Source organism: Curvibacter sp. GW821-FHT09D12 (assembly GCF_059416245.1).
The window spans coordinates 90,014-116,410 of record NZ_JBWKOU010000004.1; the positions used below are offsets into that span (position 1 = coordinate 90,014).

Below are 26,397 nucleotides of genomic sequence, written 5' to 3' on the forward strand. Positions count from 1 at the left end.
AAGTGAACGGAGGGCTCCGAGATGCGTCTGTTGCTGGTTGAAGACGACCCCATGATCGGCCAGGCCGTGCTCGACGTGCTGCGCGCCGAGCACTACGCGGTTGACTGGGTGCGCGATGGCGAGATGGCCGACACGGCCCTGCGCAGCGCCAGCTACGACCTGTTGTTGCTCGACCTGGGCCTGCCGCGGCGCGACGGGCTGCAGGTGCTGCGCGACCTGCGCGCGCGGCGCAGCACTCTGCCGGTGCTGGTGGCCACGGCCCGCGATGCGGTCAGCGACCGCGTGGCGGGGCTGGATGCGGGTGCTGATGACTATGTGGTCAAACCCTTTGACACCGATGAGCTGCTGGCCCGCGTGCGGGCCCTGCTGCGGCGCCAGGCCGGGCAGGCCGGCCCGGTGTTTGAACAGCACGGGGTCAGCCTGAACCCGGCCACCCATGAAGCCCGACTCAATGGCCAGCCGGTGACCCTGTCGGCCCGCGAGTGGGCCGTGCTGGAGCCGCTGATCTCGCGCCCCGGGGTGATCTTTTCGCGTGCCCAGCTCGAAGAAAAGCTCTTCAGCTGGAAGGAAGACATCAGCAGCAACGCGGTCGAGGTCTACATCCATGGCGTGCGCAAAAAGCTCGGCGCCGGCCTGATCCAGACCGTGCGCGGCCTGGGCTACCTGGTGCCGCGCGAATGAGGTGGCGCTGGCGGGTTTCGGCGCGGCATTCGCTGCGGGCGCGCCTGCAGGCACTGGTGCTCGGCACCATCTTGCTGGCCTGTGCCGTGCTGGCCGCCACCGCTTACCGCAATGCCTTGTTCGAGGCCGATGCCCTGTTTGACGAGCACTTGCGCCAGATGGCCCAGGCGGTGCAGCAAGGCGTGCCATTGGGTTGGATCAACCCCGAAGAAGCCAGCGAAGACGCGGGCATCGAGGTACAGATCTGGGGGGCCGATGGCGATTCGCTGTTCCGCTCACCACGCTCGGTGCTGCCGGGGCGAGCCGTGCTGGGGTTCTCAGACATCCAGAGTGGCGGTGTGCGCTACCGTGTCTACACTTTGCAGACGGCCTTGCAGACGGTGCAGATCGCGCAGGACATGAGTGCGCGCGATGCGCGGGCCCGGGCCCTGGCTTTCCGGGCCGTGCTGCCCTTGCTGGGCATCACCCCGATGCTGATGCTGGTGGTGGGCTGGATCATCGGGCGCGCCCTGCGCCCGGTGCAGCGCATGCAGCGCCAGGTGGCCAGGCGCAGCGCCGACGACCTGTCGCCCCTGCCCGAGCAGGGCCTGCCCGACGAGGTGCGCCCGCTGGTGGGCGAGCTCAACGCGCTGTTCGCGCGTGTGCAGAGCACGCTGCAGGCCCAGCGGCACTTTGTGGCCGATGCCGCGCATGAACTCCGTTCACCCCTGACGGCGTTGCGGCTGCAGATGCAGGCCCTGCAGCGCGCGGCCGACGAACCCACGCGCGAGCTGGCGGCCCAGCGTCTGCGCCAGGGCATCGAGCGGGCCATCGACCTGGTTGGCCAGTTGCTGTTGCTGGCGCGCCAGGAGTCGGCCCCCGAGGCCCAGGCCCAGCCGGTTGACCTGCTGGCCCTGACCCGCGAGGTACTGGCCGAATGCCTGCCGCTGGCGGGTGCGCGGGGTCTGGACCTGGGGGTCGATCAGGCCGATGCGCTGACAGTCCCCGGCCAGGCCGAGGCCTTGCGCGTGCTGCTGCGCAACCTGGTGGACAACGCGATCAAATACACGCCGGGCCCGGGCACGATTGACGTCTCGCTGCTGCGCCAGGCGGATGGCACAGTCGCCTGGGTGGTTGAGGACAGTGGGCCTGGCATCCCGGCCGCCGATCGTGCCCGGGTGTTTGACCGCTTCAAGCGTGGCGAGGGCGTGGCCGAGGTGCCAGGCAGCGGCCTGGGGCTGGCCATCGTCGAGGCGGTGGCGCGTCAGCACGGCGCCCGGGTCAACCTGGATGAGTCGGAGCGCCTGGGCGGCTTGAAGGTGACCGTGGCCTTCGGGGCCATGGCCGGCTGAGGCCGGCCCGGTCTGAGTTTGTTCTGAGCGCGCTCAGTGCATCTTCAGGTGCGGCAGCAGGGCCGCCAGCAAGGCCTGCACCACGCCCGGTGGCAGATCGTGGCCCATGCCCTCGATGGTGAGCAACCTGGCCCCCGGTATGCGCCGGGCGGTGTCTTCGCCGCAGGCCACCGGCAGCAACGGGTCTTGCCGACCATGCACCACCAGCGTTGGCACATGCAACTGGGCCAGCGCGCGAGCCCGCTGGGTGTCGGCCAGCACTGCCGCCAGTTGCCGTACCACCCCTTCGGGGTACACGGCCCGGTGAATGCCGGCCAGCAGCCGCTTGCGCTGGTCCTCCAGGTCTTGCGGAAAGTTGGGGCTGCGCAGCAGGTGGAACAGCGCCTGCTGGTGCGCCAGCAGGCTGGCCGTGTCAAGGCTGGCGGGGGGGCGCAGCAGCGCGGTGCGCACGGCCCGTTCGGGGCCTGGCAGGTGACGGGCGCCGCTGCTGCTCATCACGCTGCAAAGGCTGCGCACCCGGCCCGGGGCCAACAAGGCCATGTGCTGGCCGATCATGCCTCCCAGGTCCACCCCCAGCACATGGGCGCGCTCGATGTCCAGTGCATCCAGCAGCGACACGGTGTCCTGGGCCATGTCCTGCAGTGAGTATGGGGGGCGGATCGGCAGGCCCACCGAGCGGCGCAGCCAGGCCCACGGCAGCCCGGGCACGCCCAGTTCCGGAAAGCGCTGCGACAAGCCTGCATCGCGGTTGTCGAAGCGGATCACTCGGTAGCCCTCGGCCAGCAAGGTGTCCACCAGGCGCGAGGGCCAGGAGATCAGCTGCATGCCCAGGCCCATGATCAACAGCACCACCGGGGCCTTGGCGGGCCCCTGGTCGCGGATTTCAAGGTCAATCAGGCGGGTCTGGAGTTTCATGTCGTGCAGGGCGGTCCAAGGGGACTGCAGTGGAGGAGGGGGCCTGCAATCCGGCGCGAATGTACTGGCTGGACGTGGCGAATGGGTAGCCAGAAGGCCTGTTTGAAACCATTGATGACGTGGCTTACAACACCCTTCGCGCTTGCATTGATTGGCTTCAGATGAGGCCGGACGGCTTCAAGGCGGGCGGTTTAAGACAGCGCTAAGACTGGCCGGGCACAGTGCTTTCATCGCAACACCGTTTTGGTCAGGAGTCTTCGATGAAAAACACCGTTCAATGGCCCGCATCCCGCCTGGTCATGGCCCTGCTGGTGGCGGGCGCCCTTGGGGGCGCTGGCGTGTCGGCCGTGCAGATGGGCTTGGCCCATGCCCAGACGCCCCCGGCGCTGGTGGCCGCTGCCGGCCCTGCGGCCACTGCGCCGGTCGGCGCGGTGCAGGCGCCCGACTTTTCGGTCATCACCGAGCGTTACGGCCCGGCCGTGGTCAACATCAGCGTCGTGGGCACCACCCGCGTCAGCAATGAATCCAATGACGATGACGACGAGGCCAACGCCCAGGGGATGCCCCAGGACATGCCCCCGGCGATTGCCGAGTTCTTCCGCCGCTTCGGTGGCCCCATGCCCGGCCAACGTCAGGGTCCGCGTGCCCAGGAAACCCCCACCCGGGGCCAGGGCTCGGGCTTCATCGTCAGTGAGGATGGTGTGATCCTGACCAATGCCCACGTGGTCAAGGGCGCCAAAGAGGTCACGGTCAAGCTGACCGACCGGCGTGAATTTCGCGCCAAGGTGCTGGGCTCTGACCCGCGCACCGACGTGGCGGTGATCAAGGTTGATGCCAAGAACCTGCCGGTGGTCAAGTTCGGCCGCATGGCCGATCTGAAGGTGGGCGAATGGGTGTTGGCCATCGGCTCGCCCTTCGGTTTCGAGAACACCGTGACGGCTGGCGTGGTCAGCGCCAAGGGCCGCTCGCTGCCGGACGACACGGCCGTGCCCTTCATCCAGACCGACGTGGCCATCAACCCCGGCAACTCCGGCGGGCCGCTGTTCAATGCCCGAGGCGAGGTGGTCGGCATCAATTCGCAGATCTACAGCCGCACCGGCGGCTACCAGGGCGTGTCCTTCGCGATTCCGGTGGATGTGGCGATCCGCATCCGCGACCAGATCGTGGCCACTGGCAAGGTTGAACATGCTCGCCTCGGCGTGGTGGTGCAAGAGGTCAACCAGACCCTGGCCGATTCGTTCAAGCTCGACCGGCCTGAGGGTGCGCTGGTGTCCAGCATTGAGAAGGGGGGCCCGGCGGAGCGCGCCGGCCTGCAACCCGGAGACGTGATCCGTCAGGTGAATGGCCAGCGCATCGTCTCTTCGGGGGATCTGCCGGCTCTGATTGCCCTGGCTTCGCCGGGCGACAAGGTCAGCATCGAGGTCTGGCGCAAGGGCAGCACCGAAAAGCTGCAGGCCCAGTTGGTGAAGGTGGGCGACAAGACCGCCAAGGCCGAGGGCGACAAGTCTGCGGACCAGGGCAAGCTGGGCCTGGCCCTGCGCCCACTGCAACCGCAGGAGCGCGAACAGATCGGCGCTGAAAGCGGTCTGCTGGTGCAGGACGCCCGGGGTGCTGCGGCGCGGGCCGGCGTGCAGCAAGGCGACGTGCTGCTGGCCGTCAATGGCACCAACGTCCGCTCGGTGGATCAGGTGCGTGAGGCGGTGGCCAAATCCGACAAGTCGGTGGCCTTGCTGATCCAGCGCGGTGAGCAGCGCATCTTTGTGCCGATCCGGCTGGGTTGACCGGCCAGGGGCCTGGGTGCCCCCACGCCCTTGAACACAAGCCCCCGCAGCGCGGGGGCTTGTTGCATTGAGGCCCTGATCGGATGGATCGTGATCCATGCACTGGCCGATGGCCACCTGTTTCTCATACGATGCGATCCGGAGCTGGCTCGGGGGGATGCTTTTGTCCTCCAGAGCCGGTCGAGGAGGTGCGTATGAACAAGAAATCCCCCATACAGAAGGCCTTGCGACAGGCGCGAGTTGCGCTGTGGGCCGGCATGGCCTTGCTGGCCAGCGGCGCCCAGGCGCTGCAGATCAGCCAGCTTTCACCCCAGGGCGAGGTGGCCCAGGTGCGCCAGGTGCTGGCGCGCTTTGATGAGCCTGCCGTCACCTTTGGTGACCCGGCTGCGTCGGCCCCCCTGAGCCTGGTCTGTGACGACAGCGCCACCAGCAAGGGCAGCGGACGCTGGCTCAGTGAGCGCGAATGGGCGTTTGATTTCGAGCGCGACCTGCCGCCCGGCGTGGCTTGTGAGCTGCAGGCCCGGGCCGGTTTCACCTCGCCCAAGGGCGTGGCCCTGAGTGGGCGCAACCGCTTCCGCTTCAACACGGGTGGACCGTTTGTGCAGAGCATCCGGCCCGGGACCTATGCGCCCATCGATGAGGGGCAGTTTTTCCTTTTGCAATTCAATGGCCCGGCCACAGCGGCCAGTGTGCAGGCCCGGGTGAGCTGTGAGATGCAAGGCCTGGGTGAGCGCATGCCCGTGAAGCCGCTGGACGCGCCGGATCGCACGGCCTTGTTGCAGGCACTGGGCCTCAGCAAGGCGGCTGCCGCCGAGCCCTTGCGATACCACACGGTGCGTTGCCCGCGCCAGATGGCCTCCGGTTCGACGCTGGATCTGGTCGTCGGTCAAGGCGTGGCCACCCCGGGGGGGGTGCTCAGCAGTCAGGGCAAACGCTGGCGCTACCAGGTGCGTGAAGCCTTCACCGCCAGTTTCAGCTGTGAGCGCGAAAACGCGCAGGCCGCCTGCCTGCCGATCCGGCCCATGACGCTGCGCTTCAATGCGGCGGTGCCGCGGCGCCTGGCCGAGGGGGTGCGTCTGCAGCACGACGGCGGCAGCCTGAGCCCCAGCCTGGACCCGGCCGAGGACGGCGCCGACGGCGCGGTCACCTCACTGAGCTTCAACGGGCTGTTCCCGGAGCGCAAGAATTACCGATTGACCCTGCCCGGTGGCTTTGCCGATGTCTCGGGGCGGCCGCTGAGCAATGCCGCCACCTTTCCGCTGGCGGTGGCCACCGGTGCCATGCCGCCGCTGGCCAAGTTTGCTGCCGCCCCGTTTGGGGTGATCGAGCGCCTCGCCGAGCCCGGCGGCCCGGCCTTGCTGCCGGTCACGCTGCGCCAGGTCGAACCCGCTTTGCAAGTGAAGGGCCTGAGCCCGGGCCAGGTGCGTGATCTGCAGCCGAAGAACGACGCTGACATCATTGCCTGGTACCGCAAGGTGCAGGCCTACGACGCCTTCTGGGTGCCCCGCAGCCGGGCGGCCCGCGACGTGAAGGGCCCCTTGCCCAAAGAGGTCTTGCCCGACACCCGTGGCCAGGTCGAGTCGCGCATGCTGTCGCTGATCGACGGCCTTGCGGGCGTGAAGGCGCTGGACCTGCCCAAGACCGAGGGCCCCGATCCGCGCCCCTTCGAGGTGGTGGGCATTCCGCTGAGCCCGGGCTTCCACGTGGTCGAGATCCAGTCCCGCCGGTTGGGCGAAAAGCTGCTGGCCGAAGGCTATGGGCCTGGGCGCAGCATGGTGGTGCGCACCTCTGCCCTGGTCACCAACCTGGGGGTGCATTTCAAGCTGGGGCGTGAGAACGCCCAGGCCTGGGTCACCACCCTCGACAAAGGCACGGTGGTGGCCGGTGCGCTGGTGCGGGTGTCGGACTGCGCGGGCCGTGAGCTGGCCCAGGGCCGCACCAATGCCCAGGGGCTGATCGACTTTGGCAACCTGGCGCCCAAGCCCCCGGCCTGTCCACAACGCGGCCCCCGCACCCGGGACGGCGAAGAGTCGGATGACGCCGACTACCGCGAGGCCTACTTCGTCAGCGCCCGTGCCAAGGGCCCCGACGGTGTGGAAGACCTGGCCTTTACCTGGAGCGACTGGAACCGGGGCATCGAATCCTGGCGCTTCAATGTGCCCACCAGCCAGGAGGCGAAGGCCGACGTGCGGGCCCACACCGTGTTCGACCGCATGCTGTTGCGGGCCGGCGAGACCGTGGCCATGAAGCATTTCCTGCGCACGGAGACCCGCCAGGGCCTGGGCTTGCCCCCCCAGGGGCCGGCCACCGTGGTCATCACCCATGAGGGCAGTGGCCAGCAGTTCAGCCTGCCGCTGCATTGGCGCCAGACAGCCAGCGGCGGCTTCAGTGCCGAGAGCGAGTTCGCCATTCCCCCCGCGGCCAAGTTGGGGGTCTACAGCGTGAGCCTCAATGGTCAGCCAAGTGGGCAGTTCCGGGTGGAAGAGTTCCGGCTGCCGGTATTGCAAGGCCAGATCGGCCCCGTGGGCAAGGGCCCGCTGGTCCACCTGGACAGCCTGCCCACCCAGGTACAGATCAGCTACGTTTCGGGCGGGCCGGCGGCCCAGTTGCCGGTGCGGGTGTCGGCGCTGGTGCGCCCGCACGCCACGGCCTTTGCCGATTACGACGATTTCAGCTTCAACCCGCCGCGCGGGCCCCAGGTGGCCAGCGAGCAGGCGGACGAAGAACAACCCCAAGCCGCCCAGGACCAGCGGGTGGTGGCCGACAAGCTGCCGCTGTTGCTGGATCGCCAGGGCAGTGGGCGACTGACCCTGCCCGAGCTGCCTGCCTCGCGCCAGGCCCAGGACCTGCTGCTGGAGGCGCGCTACGCCGACCCCAACGGCGAGGTGCAGACCCTGCGCAGCCAGCAGGTGTTGTGGCCGGCGGCGGTGGTGCCGGGCCTCAAGACCGAAGGCTGGGTGGCCAGCGGCCAGACCCTGCGCTTCCAGGCCCTGGCACTGAACACGGCCGGCCGGGCCCAGGCCGATGTGCCACTGGAGGTGCGTGCCGTGGCGCGCCGCACCACCACCAGCCGCAAACGCATGGTGGGTGGCTTTTATGCCTATGACAACCAGAGCAGCCGCCAGGAGCTGGGCACGGTATGCAGTGGGCGCAGTGACGGCCGGGGCCTGCTGTTGTGCGAGACCACGCTGCGCGAGGGGGGCGAGATCGAGCTGGTGGTGACCGCCAAGGACGGCCAGGGCCACGAGGCCCAGGCCGCCGGCACGGTGTGGATCACGCGCCAGGGCGAGTTGTGGTTTGGTGGCGACAACCACGACCGCATCGATGTGCTGCCCGAAAAGAAGAGCTACCAGCCCGGCGAGACCGCACGCTTGCAAGTGCGCATGCCCTTCCGCTATGCCACCGCCCTGGTGTCGGTCGAACGTGAGGGGATCTTGCACTCCGAGGTGGTGCAGCTCAATGGGCAGGACCCGACGGTACAGCTCAAAGTGCAGCCGGGCTGGGGCCCGAATGTCTATGTGAGCGTGCTGGCCCTGCGCGGGCGCCTGCGCGAGGTGCCCTGGTACAGCTTTTTCTCCTGGGGCTACAAGGCCCCGCGCGAGTGGTGGACCGCGTTCTGGTTCGAGGGCCGCGAGTACGTGGCCCCTTCGGCCCTGGTCGATCTCAGCAAACCCGCCTTCCGCCTGGGCCTGGCCGAACTGCGGGTGGGCACGGCGGCCCATCGCATCGATGTGAAGGTGAGCACCGACAAGGCCGGCTACGGGGTGCGTGGCCAGGCCCAGGTGACGCTGCGCGCCACGTTGCCGGATGGCCGGCCCGCCGCCAACGCCGAAGTCGCCGTGGCCGTGGTGGACCAGGCCCTGCTGGAGCTGATGCCCAACACCAGCTGGAACGTGCTGGACGCCATGCTGCAGCGTCGCGCCTGGGGGGTGGAGACGTCCACTGCCCAGATGGAGATCGTGGGCCGGCGCCACTACGGCCGCAAGGCGGTGGCGGCGGGCGGCGGTGGGGGGCGCAGCAACACGCGCGAACTGCTGGACACCCTGCTGCTGTGGCAGCCGCGGGTGCAGCTCGATGCGCAGGGCCAGGCCACGCTCAAGGTACCGCTGAACGACGCCATCACCACCTTCCAGGTGGTGGCGGTGGCCGATGCTGGCGCTGGCCTGTTCGGCACTGGCCAGGCGGCGATCCGCGTCACGCAAGACCTGCAGATCATCAGTGGCCTGCCGCCGCTGGTGCGTGAGGACGACCAGTTCCGCGCCCAGTTCACCCTGCGCAACACCACGGCCAAGCCCATGAAGGTGCAGGTCAGCGCACGCGCCACCTTGTTGGCGCCGCCGCCTCAGTCCCTGGACATCCCGCCTGGCGAGGCGCGCGAAGTGGCCTGGACGGTGACGGCCCCTGCACAACTGGGCCAGACCCGCGCCCAGGCCCTGCTGTGGGAGATCGAGGCCAAGGACAGCCTCAGCGGCGCCCGAGACGCCTTGAAGGCCAGCCAGCGCCTGATCCCGGTCACCCCGCTCACGGTGCGCCAGGCCACCCTGGTGCAACTCGACGGGCCCTACAGCCTGGACGTGGCCTTGCCGGCCGGGGCCCTGCCGGGCCGCGGCGGCCTCAAGCTGGCCTTGCAGCCACGGCTGGCCGACGGCTTGCCCGGTGTGCGGGACTGGTTTGCGAACTACCCCTTCATCTGCCTGGAGCAGAAGACCAGCAAGGCCGTGGGCCTGCGTGATGCCCGCTTGTGGCAGACCGTGCTGGCCCAGATGCCTGGCTACCTCGACAGCGACGGCCTGGCCAGCTACTTTCCGCCGCGCGATGGCGATGCCCAGCGTGGCAGCGATGTGCTGAGCGCCTACCTGCTGGCAGCCACCGATGAGGCCGCCGGGCTGAACCCCGCCTTTGCGCTGCCCGACGCGCTGCGCGACGCCCTGGCCCGCGGTCTGACCGCCTTTGTCGAGGGGCGCATCAGCCGTGATTTCTGGAGCCCGCGCAAGGACCTGGACATGCGCAAGATCGCTGCCATCGAGGCCTTGTCGCGCTACGGCCTGGCCCCGGCACGGCTGCTGGGCAGCGTGACCGTGGCCCCCAACCAGTGGCCCACCCACACCGTCATCGATTGGTTCAACATCCTGCGCCGCGTGAAAGACATCCCGCAGCGCGAGCAGCGCCTGGCCGAGGCCAGCCAGGTGTTGCGTGCCCGCCTGTCCTACCAGGGCAGCAAGGTGGTGTTCAGCACGGAGGCCGACGATGCCTGGTGGTGGATGATGCAAAACGGCGACGTGAACGCCGCCCGGCTCTTGCTGGCCGTGCAGGACGACCCGGCCTGGAAGGACGATCTAGGGCGTCTGGCCGCCGGCTTCATCGGCCGTCAGCAGAACGGCGCCTGGCGCACCACCACCGCCAATCTGTGGGGCGGCCTGGCGCTGGAGAAGTTCTCGGCCCGATTCGAGACCGCTCCGGTCAGCGGCAGCACCCGGGCCAGCCTGGGCCCCGCCAGCGGCAACGTGGACTGGGCCCGGGTCGAACGGGCCAAGCCCGCTGACAGCGCCGGTGCACCCCACCAGACCACGGCCTTCGGGGCCCCCGCGGCGCCGGGCGGCTGGCGCAACAACACCCTGGAGCTGCCCTGGCCGGCAGAGGGCACCAAGGGCGCCCAGGCTGCGCTGGCGGTCAGCCAGGCGGGCAGCGGCAAGCCCTGGCTCACGGTGCAAGCCCTGGCGGCCGTGCCGCTCAAGGCCCCGGTCAACGCCGGCTACCAGATCCGCAAGACCGTCACGCCCTTGGAGCAGGCCGTCAAAGGCCGTTACAGCCGCGGCGATGTGCTGCGGGTCACGCTGGAGGTGACGGCCAGCGCCGACATGAGCTGGGTGGTGCTGAGCGACCCGGTGCCCGCTGGGGCCACCGTGCTGGGCAGCGGTCTGGGGCGCGATTCCGAGATCGCCACCCAGGGTGAAAGGCGGCAGGGCAATGCCTGGCCGGCCTTTGAAGAGCGCAGCTTCGAGGCCTTCCGCAGCTATTACGAGTACCTGCCCAAGGGCACGATCAAGCTGGACTACACGCTGCGCCTGAACAACGTGGGGCGCTTTGCCCTGCCGCCCAGCCGCGTGGAGGCCCTGTACGCGCCCGAGATGTTCGGCGAGGCTCCGAACGAGGAGCTGAAGGTGGAACCCACCCCATGAGGGGCCTGCTGCGCCGGGCCCTGAGCGGGGTCTTGCTGCTGACCACGACGGCCGCCCTGGCCTTGCCCAGCTTTGAGGAGGTGCGGCAAAACCATCGCCCCAGCGACCTGCTGGTGCTGGACCGCGACGGTGAGCCCTTGCAGACCGTGCGCACCGACGCCTCGGTGCGCCGGGGCCCCTGGATCGCCCTGGAAGATGTGTCGCCTGCGCTGCGCACGGCCCTGTTGCTCAGCGAAGACAAGCGTTTTTACGAGCACAGCGGGGTGGACTGGCCGGCCGTTTCGGCGGCCGCCTGGGGGCAGCTGTGGCACGGCCGCACCCGGGGTGCCTCCACCGTGACCATGCAACTGGCCGGCCTGCTCGATGGTGATTGGCGGCAGCGCAGCGGTGGGCGCAGCGTGGTGCAAAAGCTGGGGCAGACGGTGGCCGCCCAGGTGCTGGAGCGGCGTTGGCGCAAAGACCAGATCCTGGAGGCCTACCTGAACCTGCTGCCGTTTCGGGGCGAGTTGGTGGGCATCGACGCCCTGTCGCGCACCCTGTTCGGCAAGGCCGCGCAGGGCCTGGACCTGCGCGAAGCCGCCATCGCCACGGCGTTGGTGCGCGCCCCCAATGCGCCCGAGGCCCAGGTGGCCCGCCGCGCCTGCGGTGTGTTGGGGGCGGTGCAGGCAGCGCTCAAGCCAGACAAGCCAGATTGCGAGGCCCTTGACCTGCTGGTGGCCGGGGCCTTGCAGCGCCGCGCGTTGGAGGGCAGCAGCGGCGTGGCCCCGCACTGGGCGCGCCAGGTACTGAAGCGTCTGCCCGCGGGCGGGCGCGGCCTGGCCAGCGTGCGCAGCACCGTGCGGGCCCCCTTGCAGCGCTTTGCGGTGCAGACCCTGCAACGCCATCTGAGCGAACTGGCTGGCCGCCATGTCGAAGACGGCGCCCTGGTGGTGCTGGACAACGCCAGTGGCGAGGTGCTGGCCTGGGTGGGCTCGTCGGGGGCGCTGAGCCGGGCCCGTGAGGTGGACGGTGTGCTGGCGCGGCGCCAGGTGGGCTCCACCCTCAAGCCTTTTCTGTATGCCCAGGCCCTGGCCGAACGGCGTTTGACTGCGGCCTCGCTGCTCGATGATTCGCCGGCCTACATCCCCACGCCGGGCGGGCTGTACATCCCGCAGAACTACGATCACCACTTCAAGGGCTGGGTCTCGGCGCGCAGCGCGCTGGCCGCCTCGCTCAACGTCCCGGCGGTGCGCGTGCTGGCCCTGGTGTCGCCCGATGCGCTGCACCGCCAATTGCGCGCAGCCGGCCTGCCGCTGCGTGAAAGCGGCGATTACTACGGCTACAGCCTGGCCCTGGGCAGCCCGGAACTGCCCCTGCTGGATCTGAGCAATGCCTACCGCACCTTGGCCAACGCGGGCCAGGCCGGCGAGCTGGCATCGCCTGTGCTGCCGGGCTTACCCGTCGCACCCGTCAGCAGGCCCTCGCGCCGCGCGCTGGACCCCGCGGCGGCCTGGCTGGTGGGCGACATCCTGAGCGATCCCAACGCCCGGGCCCGCACCTTCGGTACCGACAGCGTGCTGGCCACCCGCTTCTGGAGCGCGGTCAAGACCGGCACCAGCAAGGACATGCGCGACAACTGGGCTGTGGGCTGGTCGCAGCGCTACACCGTGGGGGTGTGGGTGGGCAATGCCAGCGGCAAGCCCATGCATGATGTCAGCGGCACCACCGGCGCCGCGCCGGTGTGGGCCGAGGTGATGAACTTTCTGCACGCCCGCCAGTCCAGCCTGCCGGCCAAGCCGCCGCCCGGCCTGGTGCAGGTCGAGGTGCGTTTTGCCCAGGTCCGGGCCGAGGGGCGCGACGACGCGGCCAGGGGCGGCTCGTCGGCCTGGCTGGAGGCGCCACGCCGCGAATGGTTTCTGGCCGGCACCGAGCAGGCGGTGTTCCAGGCGCGGGCGCCTTCGGCAGTGGACCGGCCTGCTGGCCACCCGACGGTCTCTGGGCAGACCGCCGAGCGTCGGCGGCGCAGCCCCGCGGCGGCGCCCCCTGTGCTGGAGGCCCGCATTGCCGAGCCGGCCACGGGCACCATCGTGGCCTTGGACCCGGACATTCCGCCGGCCCATCAACGGCTGAACTTTCGTGCCACCGCCGTCGTACCGGCGGACGGCGCCGAAGCCGACCTGCGCTGGCGCCTGGATGACCAGCCCGTCGGGCGGGGCCCGGTGTGGTCCTGGTTGCCCTGGCCTGGACGGCATCGGATGCAACTCACCAATGCACAGGGGCAGGTGCTCGATGAGATCCGACTGGAGGTGCGCGGCGCCGGACTGCGGGCGAACCCTGACGCAGTGCGGCCTGCGCGGCCATGAGCACGTGGCCCTTCAGCCCAGGGGCTCAGCCTGGCGTCTCAGCGTGGGGCCCGGCGCTGTCCGCGACGGCTGTGGCGACGGGTGCCGAACAGCAGCAACGTGATCAGTCCGCCCAGGCCAGCCGTGCCCAGGGTCGGCACAGGGGCCAGCGTGCCGTCGCCGTCGGGGGGAGGCGGGTCGCTGAGCAGCGCCAACGGGGTGACGATTCGCGCCGTGGCGCCGTTCAGTTCAAACGTGAGCGCGGGGTTCAGCCCCAGTTCACCAGGCCCCAGCCCGGCCATGCCCTGGCAATGGGCTTGCCCGTCGCTGTCGAGTTGGCACAGACCGTTGGCGAGTGTGGCCGTGGTGTCTTCGGGAACGCCGCTGCAGAGGATGTCGATTGGGGTGCCGCTGCGTGCCGGGTTGGGCTCAGCATGGCAGATCGGGCCAGGCAAGGTCTGAAAGTGGATGGGCTGGCGGGCTTCGCTGCCTTCGACCAGGGCGGTGACGGCATCTGGGGCGGGATGGTCGCCGCCCATCAGCAGTCCTTGGCAGCGCAGGCTGCCATCGGGCTCAGGCGCTGTACAGAGGGCACCGTTCACTGTCAGTGATGCCTGTGGCGGCAAGCCGCTGCACACCAGTTCCACCGGGGTATTCGCAAAGCCCATGTCGGGCACGGCCAGGCAGCTTGCGGGTACCAAAGGGGAGAAAAGCGAAGGCAGGTCGACGCCATGGCCCATCATGTCGCCCGCGTTCCCGCTGCCGTCGGTCTGGCCGATCGTGCCCAGGCAGGTGGCCTGGCCGTCTGTGGTGTCGCCGCAGGTGGCGCCGGGGATGTCCAACTGCCCCACGGCCGGCAGGCCTTGGCAGAGCAGACTCACCGTGTCGCCCGCAAAGCCGCGCGGCGGGCTGGCGCTGCACTGCGGGGCCGTGAAGCGGGCGCTTACAGTGCAGTCGCTGCTCAACACGGCCGTGCTGACCGTGCCCTGGTCGCTGAGGCTGACGGGGCCGCAACGGTCGGCCTCCACGGTGTCGACCAGGTAACCCGGGTCGGGGTTGATCGTCAGCGTGGCCGACGTGCCCATGTGCAGGTCTTGCGAAGCGGGGGTGACCGTGCCACCCGGGCCGGTGGCCAGGCCGATCACCCGGGCCAGCAGGGCAAAGCTGGCGATGTTGCTGGTGGAGATGCCGCCGGTGGCGGGGTCGATCAAGTTTTCGATGAGCCACAGCTTGCCGTTGGGCCCCAAGGTGATGCCCTCACCCTTGCTGCCCCTGAGCACGGGGTATTCTGTGATGCGCCCCAGCGGGGTGATGCGGCCGATCACGTTGGTCCCGTAGGGATTGCCGGTCACGTACCAGAGGTTGCCGTCCGGGCCCACAGTGATCGAGCGAGGGTGGGTGGTCGGCGTGGTGAAGAACTGCGAACTGCCGTCGACCGGGTTGATGCGCCCGATCTGCTGCGCCGCGGGCACGGTGAACCACACCTGCCCGTCGGGGCCCACTGTGAGCCCGCCGGGGTAGGAATAGGGGTCGGGCAGGGGGTACGACACGCTGTTGCCCGTGTCGGGGTCGAGGTGGATGATCCGGGCCGTGCCGCCATCGGCAATCCAAAACTGGCCATCCGGTCCAAGGACGATGGATCCATAGAGGCCGAAGTAGGAACTGCTGGCGATGGGGTAAGCCGTCATGCTGCCATCGGGCGCGATGCGGGCTACGCCCCCTTGCATCACCACCCACATGTGACCATCGGGGCCTGCCGTGATCCCGCTGGCCCCGCCATACTGCCCCCAGATGGAGGAGGGGGCCATGAAAGCGGTCTGCGTGCCGTCGGGCGCCACCCGGATCACGGAGGCGTCCCAGACGGTGACCCAGATGTTGCCGTCGGCGTCTGAACCGAGCCGGGACGGAACGGCGCCCCAGGACGCGGTCTCGTGCGTGGCGCGGATGTCCCCATCGAGGCTCATCTGCACCACGCTGGTCTTGTTCTGCATCGCCTGGTCCTGGGTGAACCACATGTGGCCGTCGGGCCCCGCAACGATCTGCCGGGGCAGGGTGTCGGGCCCCAGGGGATAGCGCGTGAGACCGATGATCTGGGCCGAGGCCCAGCTTGAGCACAGGCACAGCATCCCGATCAGGCCCAGGCCAGCCCGGTGCCGGAGCGTGCGGGCGTGCGAGGGGGGGCCGCGCTTGCGAAAGTGGGGAAGGGGGCGGATGTGGTCAGCGACCACGGACCTGAAGGCGGTGGTGCGCGGGGTCGGGAGCATGATGACGGCTTTATTTGATTTATAAAATGATATTTTTTATCAATTTAATGATAAAAAATGAAACAAATCAGATTCAAAACCGCTCGTGTGTAAGTTTTCTTGTCGCCGAGGCCGGTTTACGGTCCCTTGGGGCCCGCGGCTGTGCCGCTCAAATCGCCTACCATCAGCGCCTCACAAAAAAATGACGCATTGCACACATGGATCGATTTCAGAGCATGGCCGTCTTTGTTGCCACGGTGGAGACCGGCAGCATGGCGGCCGCTGCAAGAGCCCTTGAGCTCCAGCCGGCCTTGATCGGCCAACAGATCCAGTCTTTGGAAGAACAACTGGGCACGCCCCTGTTCGAGCGCCATGGCCGTTGGCAGCGCCTGACCGCGGCGGGCGCTGCCTACCACCAGCAATGCCGCAGCATCCTCGAAATGGTTCGGGGTGCCGAGGCTGGCTTGCAGGCCACGGCCCGGCAGGCCAGCGGGTCATTGCGCGTGCACGCTCCGGTGCTGTTCGGCACCCGTGACCTGGCGCCGGCCCTGGCCGGCTTCCTGCAGGCCTATCCCAAGGTACAGCTGTCGCTGGTGTTGGACGATCGTGCCGCCAATCCGGTGGACGATGACTTTGATCTGGTCTTTCACCGTGGCGAGCCCCTGGACCATTCGCGTATCGAATGCTTACCTCTGAGTGAGCAGGTACTCAGCATGGTGGCTTCACCGGTTTATCTGGAACGCCAGAGCTGCCCCGAGCGTGCCGAGGAACTGGTGCGGCATCAATGCCTGGGCTTCCTGACCTCCGATGAGCTGAGCGAAGACGAACGGGATGACGCGCACTTGTCCGAGGCACCGGCCTGCTGGCAGGAGGACGAGGACGAGGACTGGGATGGCCCCTTCAGTGGGCACGAAGACTGTTTCGAGACAGAGGCCGATGCCGATGCCGATGTAGAGGCCCCCTTGGCGCCGCGTGTGGTGGTGCAGGCCAACAATGCGCTGGCCCTGCATGCACTGGCTCTCCACGGGGCAGGCATTGCGGTGCTGCCGCAGGCCCTGGTGGCCGATGACCTGGCGGCAGGGCGCCTGGTGGCCGTGCTGCCCGGCCTGAACCTGGGGGTGGAGCCGCTGGGTCTGCTGCTGCGTTGCGACGAAACCGAGTCGCCTGCCCTGGCCGCGCTGGTGGATTGGGCGCTGGAGCGTTTTGGGCCCCAGGCGGCGGCCGCCGCACCCGCCTCGGCTGCCGCACCCGCAGCGCTGCCGCTTGCCGCTTCTGCGGCTCCGCCGGAGGCCGTGCCCGAAGAACACGTCGCCGACGAGCTGCGCTGCGGCGCGGCGTGCCAGTGTCAAGGCGCTGACAGCGTGGCCTGAGGGCCTCGGTCAGGCCGTGGCTGGCACCGGTGCCTTGGCGCCCGGTGCGCGCAGGGTGAGTGTCAGCAGCACCCCCGAGGCCAGCCAACTCAGGATCACGAAGTACAGGCTGTGGGTCATGCCTCCGGACTGCGTGTTGAGGTAGGCCATCACACTGGGGCTGGCGGCCGGGCCCAGGTTGCCCAGGCTGCTGATCAGCGCGATGCCGCCAGCGGCCACTGATTTGGGCAGGTACTCGGTCACGCTGGTGAAGAACAGCGGCGTGGCGCCGGCGATGCCGATGTAGCTGACCGCCATCACCGACATCTTGAGCAGGGGCGAGCCCTCCACCAGGGTGCTCAGGCCGACCCCCAGCATGGCCAGCGCGATGCAGAAGGCATAGTGCCAGCGCCTTTCGCCGTGGCGGTCGCTGTGCCCGCCGATCACGATCATGCCGACCAGGCCCAGCAGGTTGGGCAGCCCGGTGTACCAACCGATCTCCACGAGGTCTTGCACGCCCCAGGAGCGGATCAGCGAGGGGGCCATGAAGGTCAGGCCCATGGTGCTGGCCAGCAGGCAGGTGTAGGCGAGCGACAGCAGGTAAATGCGCGGGTCGGCCAACATGTGGCGCAGCGAGCCGTGCGCGGCGCTGCCCACGGTGCTGGACGAGCGGGCCATGGCCTCACGCACACAGCGCTTTTCAGCCTCGCTGAGCCAGGGCGCCTGCTCGGGTGTGTCGCGCAGCACCACAAAGGCCACCACCCCGAGCACCGCGGCGGGCAGGCCCTCGACCAGGAACAGCCATTGCCAGCCAGCCAGTCCGCCGTGTCCGTTGAGGTATTTCATGATGGCGCCGCTCAAGGGGCCGGCGCTGAGGGCGGCCAGCGTGGTCGCGCACATGAAGATCGCGATCATGCGTGCGCGGCGGTCGGCCGGATACCAGTAGGTGAGGTACAGGATGATGCCGGGAAAAAAGCCGGCCTCGAATGCCCCCAGCAGAAAACGCGCCACGTAGAACTGGGTTGGCGTGCTGACAAAGGCCATGGCCGCGGCCACCACGCCCCAGCACACCATGATGCGCAGCAGGGTCTTGCGGGCGCCGATCTTTTCGAGCATCAGGTTGCTGGGCACCTCGAACAGCAGGTAGCCGATGAAGAAGATGCCGGCGCCCAGGCCGTACACCGCATCGCTGAAGTCGAGGGTCTGCCGCATCTGCAACTGGGCATAGCCGATGTTGATGCGGTCGAGGTAGGCCACGGCATAGCAGATCAGCAGCAGCGGCATGAGTCGCCAATTGATTTTTCGGAACACCGCCTGGGTGAAGGCCGCTGTGGCGGCTGGAAGCTCGGCAGCGGGGGCTGAGCCTGTCAAGGGAGGCCGGTTGGGGGCAGGGGTCATGCTTGTCTCCTTGTTGTGATGTCGTCGCGGCGCGGCCCCCGGCCCAACATCGGGGCCGTGCGGGCGAGGCGCCGCCTAGCATCACGGGAGCGGTGCAGACGGGTCTGTAAGTGTTTGCAAGCCGCTGTCGCGGGCTTGTCAGCCGCCGTTGGGCGACGAGTGGCGATGACTTTGATGATCGGTTGATGATCAGTGTTAGACGGTATTCACTGAGCCGATCATCGGCATCTAGGCACCGTATGTGCTCGTTCTGGGGCTTGAAAGGGCAGGGCTCAAGCCCCTTTGAATCAGACAGCCGGTGGGGCCTCCTGGCGCCGGGTAGCGATCAGCGAGTGCACGTCGGTGGCCGGCAGGCGAGGGCGCTGGGCCTCGGGTTCCGTCAGAGGGCTGACCTCGACCATCGAGGCCAGGCAGCGGCGGGTCAAGGCCTGGTAGGTGCGCGTGCCTTCGAGCTTCCAGGCGATCTCTTCGTCACGCAAGGGGCGCAGGGCCTTGGCTGGCACACCTGCCATCAGGGTGCGCGCAGGCACCTTGGTGCCAGCCGGCACGAAGGCACTGGCCGCCACGATGGATTGTTCGCCGATCTCGGCCTCGTCCATCACCACCGCGTTCATGCCCACCAGGGCGTCGCGTCGCACCACACAGCTGTGCAGCACGGCACCGTGGCCGATGTGGCCGTTTTCCTCGACGACAGTGTCCTGATTGGGAAAGCCATGGACCACGCAGGTGTCCTGGACGTTGGCGCCGCGGTGCAACACGATGCGCCCGAAGTCACCACGCAACGCGGCACAGGGCCCCACATAGCAGTCGGGGCCCACGATCACATCGCCGATCAGTACGGCCGTGGGGTGCACATAGGCACTGGGGTGGATGACAGGGACAACACCGTCGATCGCGTAGCAGGGCATGAAAGGGTCTCCTTGGAATCTGGGCGGTTCGTCTGGGCAGGGCCTAGGGTTTCCACCGGGGGTTTTGACTTGCATCAGAAAGAGTCCCGATAGTATTATCGACCGACTGGACGGTCAAACATAGATTTGAGCCAGCGCAAGCAATGACTGGACGCCCGCGCCAAGACGGGGCTCACCCCCACCCAAGGAGACACGATGAGCGACGACCTGATCCTGACCCACCAGAGCGGTGCGGTCCGGACCCTGACGCTGAACCGCCCGCAGGCTCTGAACAGCTTCACTGGCGAAATGCATGCCCAGTTGCTGTCCGCCCTCGATGCAGTGGCCGCCGACGCCAGTGTGCGTTGTGTGGTGCTGACGGGCGCGGGGCGAGGCTTCTGCGCCGGGCAGGACCTGGCCGACCCCAGCGTGGCCCCCGACACCACGCCCGGTGCGGCGCCCAAAGACCTGGGTCAGGTGATTGAACGCTTCTACCGTCCCCTGGTGCAGCGCCTGCGCAGTCTGCCGGTGCCGGTGGTGGCGGCGGTCAATGGCGTGGCCGCCGGTGCGGGTGCCAACCTGGCACTGAACTGCGACCTGGTGCTGGCCGCACGTTCGGCCAGCTTCATTCAGGCCTTCAGCAAGATCGGCCTGGTGCCCGACACCGGGGGCACCTGGCTGTTGCCGCGCCTGGTGGGCCGCGGCAAGGCCTTGGGCTTGACCCTGCTGGGCGACAAGCTGCCGGCCCCCGAGGCGGAGCAGATGGGCCTGATCTGGCGCTGTGTCGACGATGAGGCTCTGGCCGCTGAGGCCCAGACCCTGGCCGAGCGCCTGGCTGTCCAGCCATCACGCGCGCTGGTGGCCACCCGTCAGGCCCTGGATGAGGCGCAAGGCCTTTCGCTCGATGGCGCACTGGCCCTGGAGGCCCGCCTGCAAAGCCAGCTGGGCGCTGCCCACGATTACCTGGAAGGTGTGGCCGCCTTTGGCCAGCGCCGCGCCCCCGTCTTCACCGATCGTTGAGCCCACCATGTCTGAACTCACCCCTCAACAAACGGCCGACCTGGTGCGCGTGGGCATGCTGGCCAACGACAACGTCACCCTGGGCTTTGGCATGCAGATCCACGAAGTGACACCCGGTGGCGCCGTGCTCAGCATGACCGTACGTGAAGACATGCTCAACGGCCACAAGACCTGTCACGGCGGGCTCATTTCCACCCTGGCCGACTCGACCTTCGCGTTTGCCTGCAATTCATACAACGAACTCACGGTGGCTTCGGGCTTCAGCGTCGACTTCATGGCCCCGGCCCGCGCTGGCGACGTGTTGACGGCCCGAGCCACCGAGGTGTCCAAGGCCGGCCGCACCGGCGTCTACGACGTAGAAGTGAGCAACCAGAACGGTGAGCGCATCGCGGTGTTCCGCGGGCGTTCCTACACCCTCAAAGGCAAGCCGGCTGTCGCTGGCTGAAGTATCAGGAGAGACCCACATGACCGCCAAGACCCCCGCCCCCGGAGAGCTCGACCCGATCGAGACCGCCAGCCGCGACGAGATCGCTGCCCTGCAACTGAGCCGCTTGCGCACCACGCTGCAGCGCGCCTACGACAACGTGCCGCATTACAAAAAGGCCTTCGATGCCAAGGGCGTGCACCCCGATGACCTGAAGCAACTCAGTGACCTGAGCAAGTTCCCCTTCACGGTCAAGACCGATTTGCGCGACAACTACCCCTTCGGCCTGTTTGCCGTGCCCCGTGAGCAGGTGTCCCGCATTCACGCGTCGTCGGGCACCACCGGCAAGCCGACCGTGGTGGGCTACACCAAGAATGACATCGACACCTGGGCTGACCTGGTGGCGCGCTCGATCCGTGCGGCCGGCGGCCGCCGGGGGGACACGGTGCATGTGGCCTATGGCTATGGCCTGTTCACGGGCGGCCTGGGCGCTCATTACGGCGCCGAGCGCCTGGGCTGCACGGTGATCCCGATGTCGGGTGGTCAGACCGAGAAGCAGGTGCAACTGATCACCGATTTCAAGCCCGACATCATCATGGTCACGCCCAGCTACATGCAGGTGATCATCGAAGAGTTTGCGCGCCAGGGCCTGGACGCCGCGGCCAGCTCGCTCAAGGTGGGTATCTTCGGGGCCGAACCCTGGACCGAGGCGATGCGCCGCGACATCGAGACCAAGGCCGGCATCGACGCGGTCGACATCTATGGCCTGTCCGAAGTCATGGGCCCCGGCGTGGCCTGCGAATGCATCGAGAGCAAGGACGGCCCGGTGATCTGGGAAGACCATTTCTACCCCGAGATCATCGACCCGCTGACCGGCGAGGTGCTGCCCGACGGTGCCGAGGGTGAACTGGTGTTCACCTCGCTGAGCAAAGAGGCGCTGCCCATCATCCGCTACCGCACCCGCGACCTGACCCGCCTGCTGCCGCCCACCTCGCGTGCCTTCCGCCGCATGGGCAAGATCGTCGGCCGCAGCGACGACATGCTGATCATCCGTGGCGTCAACGTGTTCCCGACCCAGATCGAAGAGATCGTGCTGCAGCACGCCAAGCTCTCGGGTCAGTACCAGATCCTGGTCAAGCGCGACGGCAACCTCGATGAGGTCGAAGTGCGCTGCGAGCTGCAACCCGCCGCTGGCCCGCTCAGCGCCGTCGAGCTCAAGGAGATCGCCGACTGGCTCAAGCACCGTATCAAGACCCTGGTCGGCATCTCGACCCGCGTCCAGGTGCAGGAACCCGAAACCATCGAACGCACGCTCACCGGCAAGGCCCGGCGTGTGATCGATACCCGGCCCCGTTGAGGCCACTTTCAAAAAGAGGAACTCCACCATGTACACCCAAGCAATGGACACCATGGCCCGCGAGCCCGGTGACGGACCCAAAGTGGTCCGCTCTGCCGAGGAGGCCCTGCTCGAAGAGCGCTTCGAGGCCCGCATCGATGATGGCGACTTCATCGAGGCCAAAGACTGGATGCCCGAGCACTACCGCAAGACCCTGGTGCGCCAGATCAGCCAGCACGCTCACTCCGAGATTGTCGGCATGCTGCCCGAGGGCAACTGGGTCACCCGTGCGCCGACACTCAAGCGCAAGGCCATCCTGCTGGCCAAGATCCAGGACGAGGGCGGTCACGGCCTGTACCTGTATGCGGCCGCCGAGACCCTGGGCGTGTCACGCGACGAACTGCTGGATGCCCTGCACACGGGCAAGGCCAAGTACAGCTCGATCTTCAACTACCCGACGCTGAACTGGGCCGACATGGGCACCATCGGCTGGCTGGTCGATGGCGCGGCCATCATGAACCAGGTGCCGATCTGCCGCTGCTCTTTTGCCCCCTACGCCCGCGCCATGATCCGCATCTGCCGCGAAGAGAGCTTTCACCAGCGTCAGGGCTACGACGCCCTGCTGACCATGATGCAAAACGGCACCGAGGCCCAGCGCGCCATGGTGCAGGACTCGGTCAACCGCTGGTGGTGGCCCTGCCTGATGATGTTCGGCCCGCCCGATGACCAGTCACCCAACAGCGCGCAGTCGATGCGCTGGGGCATCAAACGCGTCAGCAACGACGAGCTGCGCCAGAAGTTTGTCGACGCCACCGTCGAGCAGGCCAAGGTGCTGGGCGTGACCCTGCCCGACCCCGACCTGAAGTGGAACGAAGCCCGCCAGCACTACGACTTCGGCACCATCGACTGGAGCGAGTTCTGGCGTGTGGTGGGCGGTGACGGCCCCTGCAACCAGGAGCGCCTGGGCGCCCGCGTCAAGGCCTGGGAAGACGGTGCCTGGGTGCGCGAAGCTGCCCTCGCACACGCCGCCAAGCACACCCCGCAGCAACAGGCTGCCTGATTCAAGCAAGACAAGGAGACCTCCATGACAACCCAGAACGAATGGCCCCTGTGGGAAGTGTTTGTCCGCGCCAAGGCCGGCCTGGACCACAAGCATTGCGGCAGCCTGCACGCCGCCGACAGCAAGATGGCGATCCAGCTGGCACGCGACGTCTACACCCGGCGCCAGGAAGGCACGAGCGTGTGGGTGGTGCGCTCGGACCAGATCGTGGCCAGCGACCCCGGCGACAAGGGCATGTTCTTCGACCCGATGGAAGACAAGGTGTACCGCCACCCCACCTTCTATCAGTTGCCCGAATCCGTGAACCACATGTGAGCCGCGCCATGCAAGCCACCATCCAACCCGGCCGCGATGCGGCCACCCAGTACGTGCTGCGCCTGGGCGACACCTGCCTGATCCTGGGCCAGCGCATCGCCGAATGGTGCGGTCATGCGCCTGTGCTCGAAGAAGACATCGCGCTGACCAACATGTCGCTCGACCTGATCGGCCAGGCCCGTGCGCTGCTGACCCATGCGGGCCAGATCAGCGGCCTGGGTCATGATGAAGACCAACTGGCCTTTTTGCGCGACGAGCGCGATTACCTCAACCCCACCCTGGTCGAGCTGCCGCGCGGCGACTTCGCCTTCACCGTGCTGCGCAATGCCATGGTGGCCACGTTTTTGAAGCTGATGTGGCAGCGCCTGTCGGCCTCCAGCGATGCCGAGCTGGCCGCCATTGCCGGCAAGGCCCTGAAGGAATCGCGCTACCACCAGCAGCACGCCTGCGACTGGGTGGTGCGCCTGGGTGACGGCACAGACGAGTCGGCCCGGCGCCTGAAGGCCGCTTTGGCCCAACTGTGGCGCTACAGCGCCGAGCTGTTTGAAGACGACGCCATCGACGAGCAGGCCGCGGCCAGTGGCCTGGGCCCGAAGTGGTCCGAGCTGCAGGCCGATTGGCGTGCCGAGATGACGGCGCTGCTGGCTGCTGTGAAGCTGCCGGTGCCCGCCGATTCGGTGTACCGCAGCACAGGCCGGCGTGGTGTGCACTCTGAGCACATGGGTTTCATCCTGGCTGAAATGCAGTACCTGCAGCGCGCCTTCCCCGGGGGCGTGTGGTGAACCAGGCTGCCGTGGTCCCCACCAGCGGCATCTTGGCACCGGTCTGGCAGGTGCTGGGCACCGTGCTCGACCCCGAGGTGCCCGCGTTGTCGGTGGTCGACCTGGGCCTGGTGCGCGAGGTGCTGGCCCATGAGGATGGGCTGGAGATTGTGCTCACGCCCACCTACTCGGGCTGCCCGGCCACCGAGCTGATCGAGCAGAACGTGCTGGCGGCGGTGGCCGCGGCCGGCCTGGGCCCGGCGCGTGTCACGATGCGCCGCGCCCCGGCCTGGACCACGGACTGGATCAGCGAACAAGGGCGGCAGAAACTGCTCGACTACGGCATTGCCCCGCCGGGCCCGGTGGATCTCAGCGAAGGGGTGCCCATGCACTTTGTGGGTCGCTCGCCTTCGGGGCAACGCCTGGCCTGCCCGCGCTGCGGCAGCTTGCAGACCGAACGTCTGAGCGCTTTCGGTTCGACAGCCTGCAAGTCGCTTTACCGCTGCATGAGCTGCCGCGAACCCTTCGAGCATTTCAAGCCGATCTGAACCCGCCCTCCAGCCGTCCATTCCTACAACAACCAGATTCAAGCGAGATCGCCATGAGCGTCATGTTCCATCCCCTGCCGGTCAAGGCCATCGAGGCAGACACGCCCGAGTCCCTGATCGTTTCCTTCTCTGTACCTGACAGCCTGCGCGAAGCGTTCGGCTTCACCCAGGGCCAGTACCTGACCCTGCGCAGCACCATCGACGGCAAGGACCTGCGCCGCTCGTATTCGATCTGTGCCGGCGTGGACGACGGCGAATTGCGCGTGGCCGTGCGCCGCGTCAATGGTGGGGCTTTCTCGACCTGGATCCACCAGCACCTCAAAGTGGGCGACAGCGTGCAGGTGATGGCGCCGCAAGGTCGATTCTTCGTGCCCATCGAGCCGGCTTCCCGCCGCCACCACGTGGGCATTGCGGGCGGCAGCGGCATCACCCCCATCCTGTCCATCATGAAGACCGTGCTGGCGCGGGAGCCGCACAGCCAGTTCACCCTGATCTACAGCAACCGAACCCCGGCCTCGACCATGTTCAAGGAAGAGATTGAGGACCTGAAGAACCGCTACATGGCGCGGCTGTCCTTGCACCACGTGTTCACTCAGGAGCATGTGGATGCGCCTCTGTACGCGGGGCGGCTGGACAGTGGCAAGCTGGGCACCTTCCTGGGCAAGGTGCTGGACCCGGCGGGCATCGACCATGTGTATGTGTGTGGCCCCTTCCAGATGAACGACGAGGCCGAGGTGGCCCTGAAGGCGGCAGGCGTGCCCGAGGAGCGCATCCACATCGAGCGCTTCGGCGTGGCCAGCGCCGGCCCGGCCGCAGGGGCCGTGGTGCACCAGGCCCAGCCGGGCGACGCCGAGACCGCCCGTGTGGTCATCGTGCGTGACGGCCTGCACCGCGAGATCAGCTTCAGCAAGGACCAGCCCAGCATCCTCGATGCCGCGTCGGCGGCCGGGCTCGAAGTGCCCTTCTCCTGCACCTCGGGCGTGTGCGGCACCTGCCGTTGCAAGCTGCTCGAAGGTGAGGTGCGCATGGAGCGCAATTTCGCCCTCGACAAGGCGGAGGTCGAGGCCGGCTTTGTGCTGTCCTGCCAGGCCCATCCGCTGACCCCGCGGGTCGTCCTATCATTCGACGAACGTTGAACTGAACAAGACACAAGGACACACCGATGGGCCGAGGACGGGCTGCTGGTTACAACGACCAGCGCGAGATGATTCTGGAGCAGGCTGCGCACCTGTTTGCGCGGCGGGGCTACCCCTCGACCTCGATGAACCAGGTGGCCGAGGCCTGTGGCCTGTCCAAGGCCACGCTCTACCATTACTACAAAGACAAATACAGCCTGCTCGTGAGCATTGCCGAAGGCCATGTGTCGCGTCTGCAGGCGCTGGTGGTCGACGTTGAAGCCGAGCCCCTGGCGCCCGAGCAGCGCCTGCGTGAGCTGATCCGCCGCATCGTCGAGGAATACGCCGACGCCCAGGACGCCCATCGCGTGCTCACCGAAGACGTCAAGTTTCTCGACGAGGCCGATCGCGAGCGCGTTCTGGACCATGAACGCGACGTGGTCAGCGGCTTTGCCAGAGCCGTCGCAGAGGTGCGTGGCGAGTCCTTGCAGGCCGAACTGAGCAAGCCTTTGACCATGCTCTTGTTCGGCATGATCAACTGGATGTTTACCTGGATGAAGCCCGAAGGGGAACTCGACTACGATGCCATGGCTCCGATAGTGGCGGATTTGTTCATGGGTGGATTGACTGCTGTCAAGCCTCCCGTAGCCCGTACGTCGGACTAACCTATCGCTGGTCTGAAACTAACCGATCAAACTGCCGGATCAAGCGGGGCCAAGGGCCCCAAAAACTG

19 protein-coding genes are annotated in these 26,397 nt (G+C 67.8%); 15 read left to right on the top strand and 4 right to left on the bottom strand.

Features of this window, described 5'->3' with window-relative positions:
• The first annotated feature begins 21 nt into the window (after nucleotides 1–21).
• On the top strand, nucleotides 22–681 hold the full coding sequence (locus AC07PT_RS07615; RefSeq protein WP_492346755.1) for a response regulator: 660 nt from the start codon (nucleotides 22–24) through the stop codon (nucleotides 679–681).
• Nucleotides 678–2,012 (top strand): ATP-binding protein, encoded by a 1,335-nt coding sequence (locus AC07PT_RS07620; RefSeq protein WP_494656338.1) that lies wholly within the window; start codon nucleotides 678–680, stop codon nucleotides 2,010–2,012. The genes AC07PT_RS07615 and AC07PT_RS07620 overlap by 4 nt, the downstream gene beginning before the upstream one ends.
• 33 nt (nucleotides 2,013–2,045) lie before the next feature.
• Here AC07PT_RS07620 and AC07PT_RS07625 read toward each other — a convergent pair whose 3' ends face one another.
• The gene (locus tag AC07PT_RS07625) at nucleotides 2,046–2,927 is read right to left on the bottom strand and encodes an alpha/beta fold hydrolase (RefSeq protein WP_494656339.1); all 882 of its coding nucleotides are present in this window, start codon (nucleotides 2,925–2,927) and stop codon (nucleotides 2,046–2,048) included.
• A gap of 260 nt (nucleotides 2,928–3,187) precedes the next feature.
• Between AC07PT_RS07625 and AC07PT_RS07630 the strand changes: the two genes are divergently transcribed.
• From AC07PT_RS07630 to pbpC, 3 genes are all read left to right on the top strand, one after another.
• Entirely contained in the window at nucleotides 3,188–4,708 is a 1,521-nt protein-coding gene (locus AC07PT_RS07630; RefSeq protein WP_494656340.1) for a Do family serine endopeptidase, read from the top strand.
• Between the two features lie 194 nt (nucleotides 4,709–4,902).
• A complete protein-coding gene (locus AC07PT_RS07635) occupies nucleotides 4,903–10,887 on the top strand; it encodes an alpha-2-macroglobulin family protein (RefSeq protein ID WP_494656341.1) in 5,985 nt (1,994 codons plus the stop codon).
• Nucleotides 10,884–13,229 (top strand): penicillin-binding protein 1C, encoded by a 2,346-nt coding sequence (gene pbpC, locus AC07PT_RS07640; RefSeq protein WP_494656342.1) that lies wholly within the window; start codon nucleotides 10,884–10,886, stop codon nucleotides 13,227–13,229. The genes AC07PT_RS07635 and pbpC overlap by 4 nt, the downstream gene beginning before the upstream one ends.
• A 38-nt stretch (nucleotides 13,230–13,267) precedes the next feature.
• On the opposite strand, the gene AC07PT_RS07645 is transcribed toward pbpC, so the two are convergent.
• Nucleotides 13,268–15,472, bottom strand: coding sequence for a virginiamycin B lyase family protein (locus tag AC07PT_RS07645; protein ID WP_494656343.1), 2,205 nt, complete (start codon nucleotides 15,470–15,472; stop codon nucleotides 13,268–13,270).
• 215 nt (nucleotides 15,473–15,687) lie between these two features.
• Here AC07PT_RS07645 and AC07PT_RS07650 point away from each other — a divergent pair, with 215 nt between their 5' ends.
• The gene (locus AC07PT_RS07650) at nucleotides 15,688–16,821 is read left to right on the top strand and encodes a LysR family transcriptional regulator (RefSeq protein WP_494656344.1); all 1,134 of its coding nucleotides are present in this window, start codon (nucleotides 15,688–15,690) and stop codon (nucleotides 16,819–16,821) included.
• Between the two features lie 9 nt (nucleotides 16,822–16,830).
• On the opposite strand, the gene AC07PT_RS07655 is transcribed toward AC07PT_RS07650, so the two are convergent.
• Both AC07PT_RS07655 and AC07PT_RS07660 read right to left on the bottom strand, forming a co-directional pair.
• Entirely contained in the window at nucleotides 16,831–18,198 is a 1,368-nt protein-coding gene (locus AC07PT_RS07655; RefSeq protein ID WP_494656345.1) for an MFS transporter, read from the bottom strand.
• A 287-nt stretch (nucleotides 18,199–18,485) separates the two neighbouring features.
• Complete coding sequence (locus AC07PT_RS07660; protein ID WP_492346763.1) at nucleotides 18,486–19,106, bottom strand: phenylacetic acid degradation protein PaaY; 621 nt, start codon at nucleotides 19,104–19,106, stop codon at nucleotides 18,486–18,488.
• A gap of 195 nt (nucleotides 19,107–19,301) precedes the next feature.
• On the opposite strand from AC07PT_RS07660, the gene AC07PT_RS07665 reads away from it, so the two are divergent.
• The 9 genes from AC07PT_RS07665 to AC07PT_RS07705 are packed head-to-tail and all read left to right on the top strand — an operon-like array spanning nucleotide 19,302 to nucleotide 26,329.
• Nucleotides 19,302–20,105: an enoyl-CoA hydratase-related protein gene (locus AC07PT_RS07665; RefSeq protein ID WP_494656346.1), complete on the top strand. Its 804-nt coding sequence runs from the start codon at nucleotides 19,302–19,304 to the stop codon at nucleotides 20,103–20,105.
• 7 nt (nucleotides 20,106–20,112) lie between these two features.
• The gene (gene paaI / locus AC07PT_RS07670) at nucleotides 20,113–20,550 is read left to right on the top strand and encodes a hydroxyphenylacetyl-CoA thioesterase PaaI (RefSeq protein ID WP_019575059.1); all 438 of its coding nucleotides are present in this window, start codon (nucleotides 20,113–20,115) and stop codon (nucleotides 20,548–20,550) included.
• 19 nt (nucleotides 20,551–20,569) lie between these two features.
• Nucleotides 20,570–21,886 carry a phenylacetate--CoA ligase PaaK gene (gene paaK, locus AC07PT_RS07675; RefSeq protein ID WP_492346765.1) on the top strand — a complete coding sequence of 439 codons (1,317 nt, stop codon included), beginning with the start codon at nucleotides 20,570–20,572 and terminating at the stop codon, nucleotides 21,884–21,886.
• A 28-nt stretch (nucleotides 21,887–21,914) separates the two neighbouring features.
• On the top strand, nucleotides 21,915–22,925 hold the full coding sequence (gene paaA, locus AC07PT_RS07680) for a 1,2-phenylacetyl-CoA epoxidase subunit PaaA (protein ID WP_492346766.1): 1,011 nt from the start codon (nucleotides 21,915–21,917) through the stop codon (nucleotides 22,923–22,925).
• A 24-nt stretch (nucleotides 22,926–22,949) separates the two neighbouring features.
• Nucleotides 22,950–23,240 carry a 1,2-phenylacetyl-CoA epoxidase subunit PaaB gene (paaB, locus tag AC07PT_RS07685; protein ID WP_019575056.1) on the top strand — a complete coding sequence of 97 codons (291 nt, stop codon included), beginning with the start codon at nucleotides 22,950–22,952 and terminating at the stop codon, nucleotides 23,238–23,240.
• Nucleotides 23,241–23,248: 8 nt separating this feature from the next.
• Entirely contained in the window at nucleotides 23,249–24,022 is a 774-nt protein-coding gene (paaC, locus tag AC07PT_RS07690; protein ID WP_492346767.1) for a 1,2-phenylacetyl-CoA epoxidase subunit PaaC, read from the top strand.
• A complete protein-coding gene (gene paaD / locus AC07PT_RS07695) occupies nucleotides 24,016–24,549 on the top strand; it encodes a 1,2-phenylacetyl-CoA epoxidase subunit PaaD (RefSeq protein ID WP_492346768.1) in 534 nt (177 codons plus the stop codon). The genes paaC and paaD overlap by 7 nt, the downstream gene beginning before the upstream one ends.
• Nucleotides 24,550–24,602: 53 nt before the next feature.
• Nucleotides 24,603–25,685 (top strand): 1,2-phenylacetyl-CoA epoxidase subunit PaaE, encoded by a 1,083-nt coding sequence (gene paaE / locus AC07PT_RS07700; protein ID WP_492346769.1) that lies wholly within the window; start codon nucleotides 24,603–24,605, stop codon nucleotides 25,683–25,685.
• A gap of 26 nt (nucleotides 25,686–25,711) precedes the next feature.
• Nucleotides 25,712–26,329 (top strand): TetR/AcrR family transcriptional regulator, encoded by a 618-nt coding sequence (locus AC07PT_RS07705; RefSeq protein ID WP_492346770.1) that lies wholly within the window; start codon nucleotides 25,712–25,714, stop codon nucleotides 26,327–26,329.
• Nucleotides 26,330–26,397: the final 68 nt, after the last annotated feature.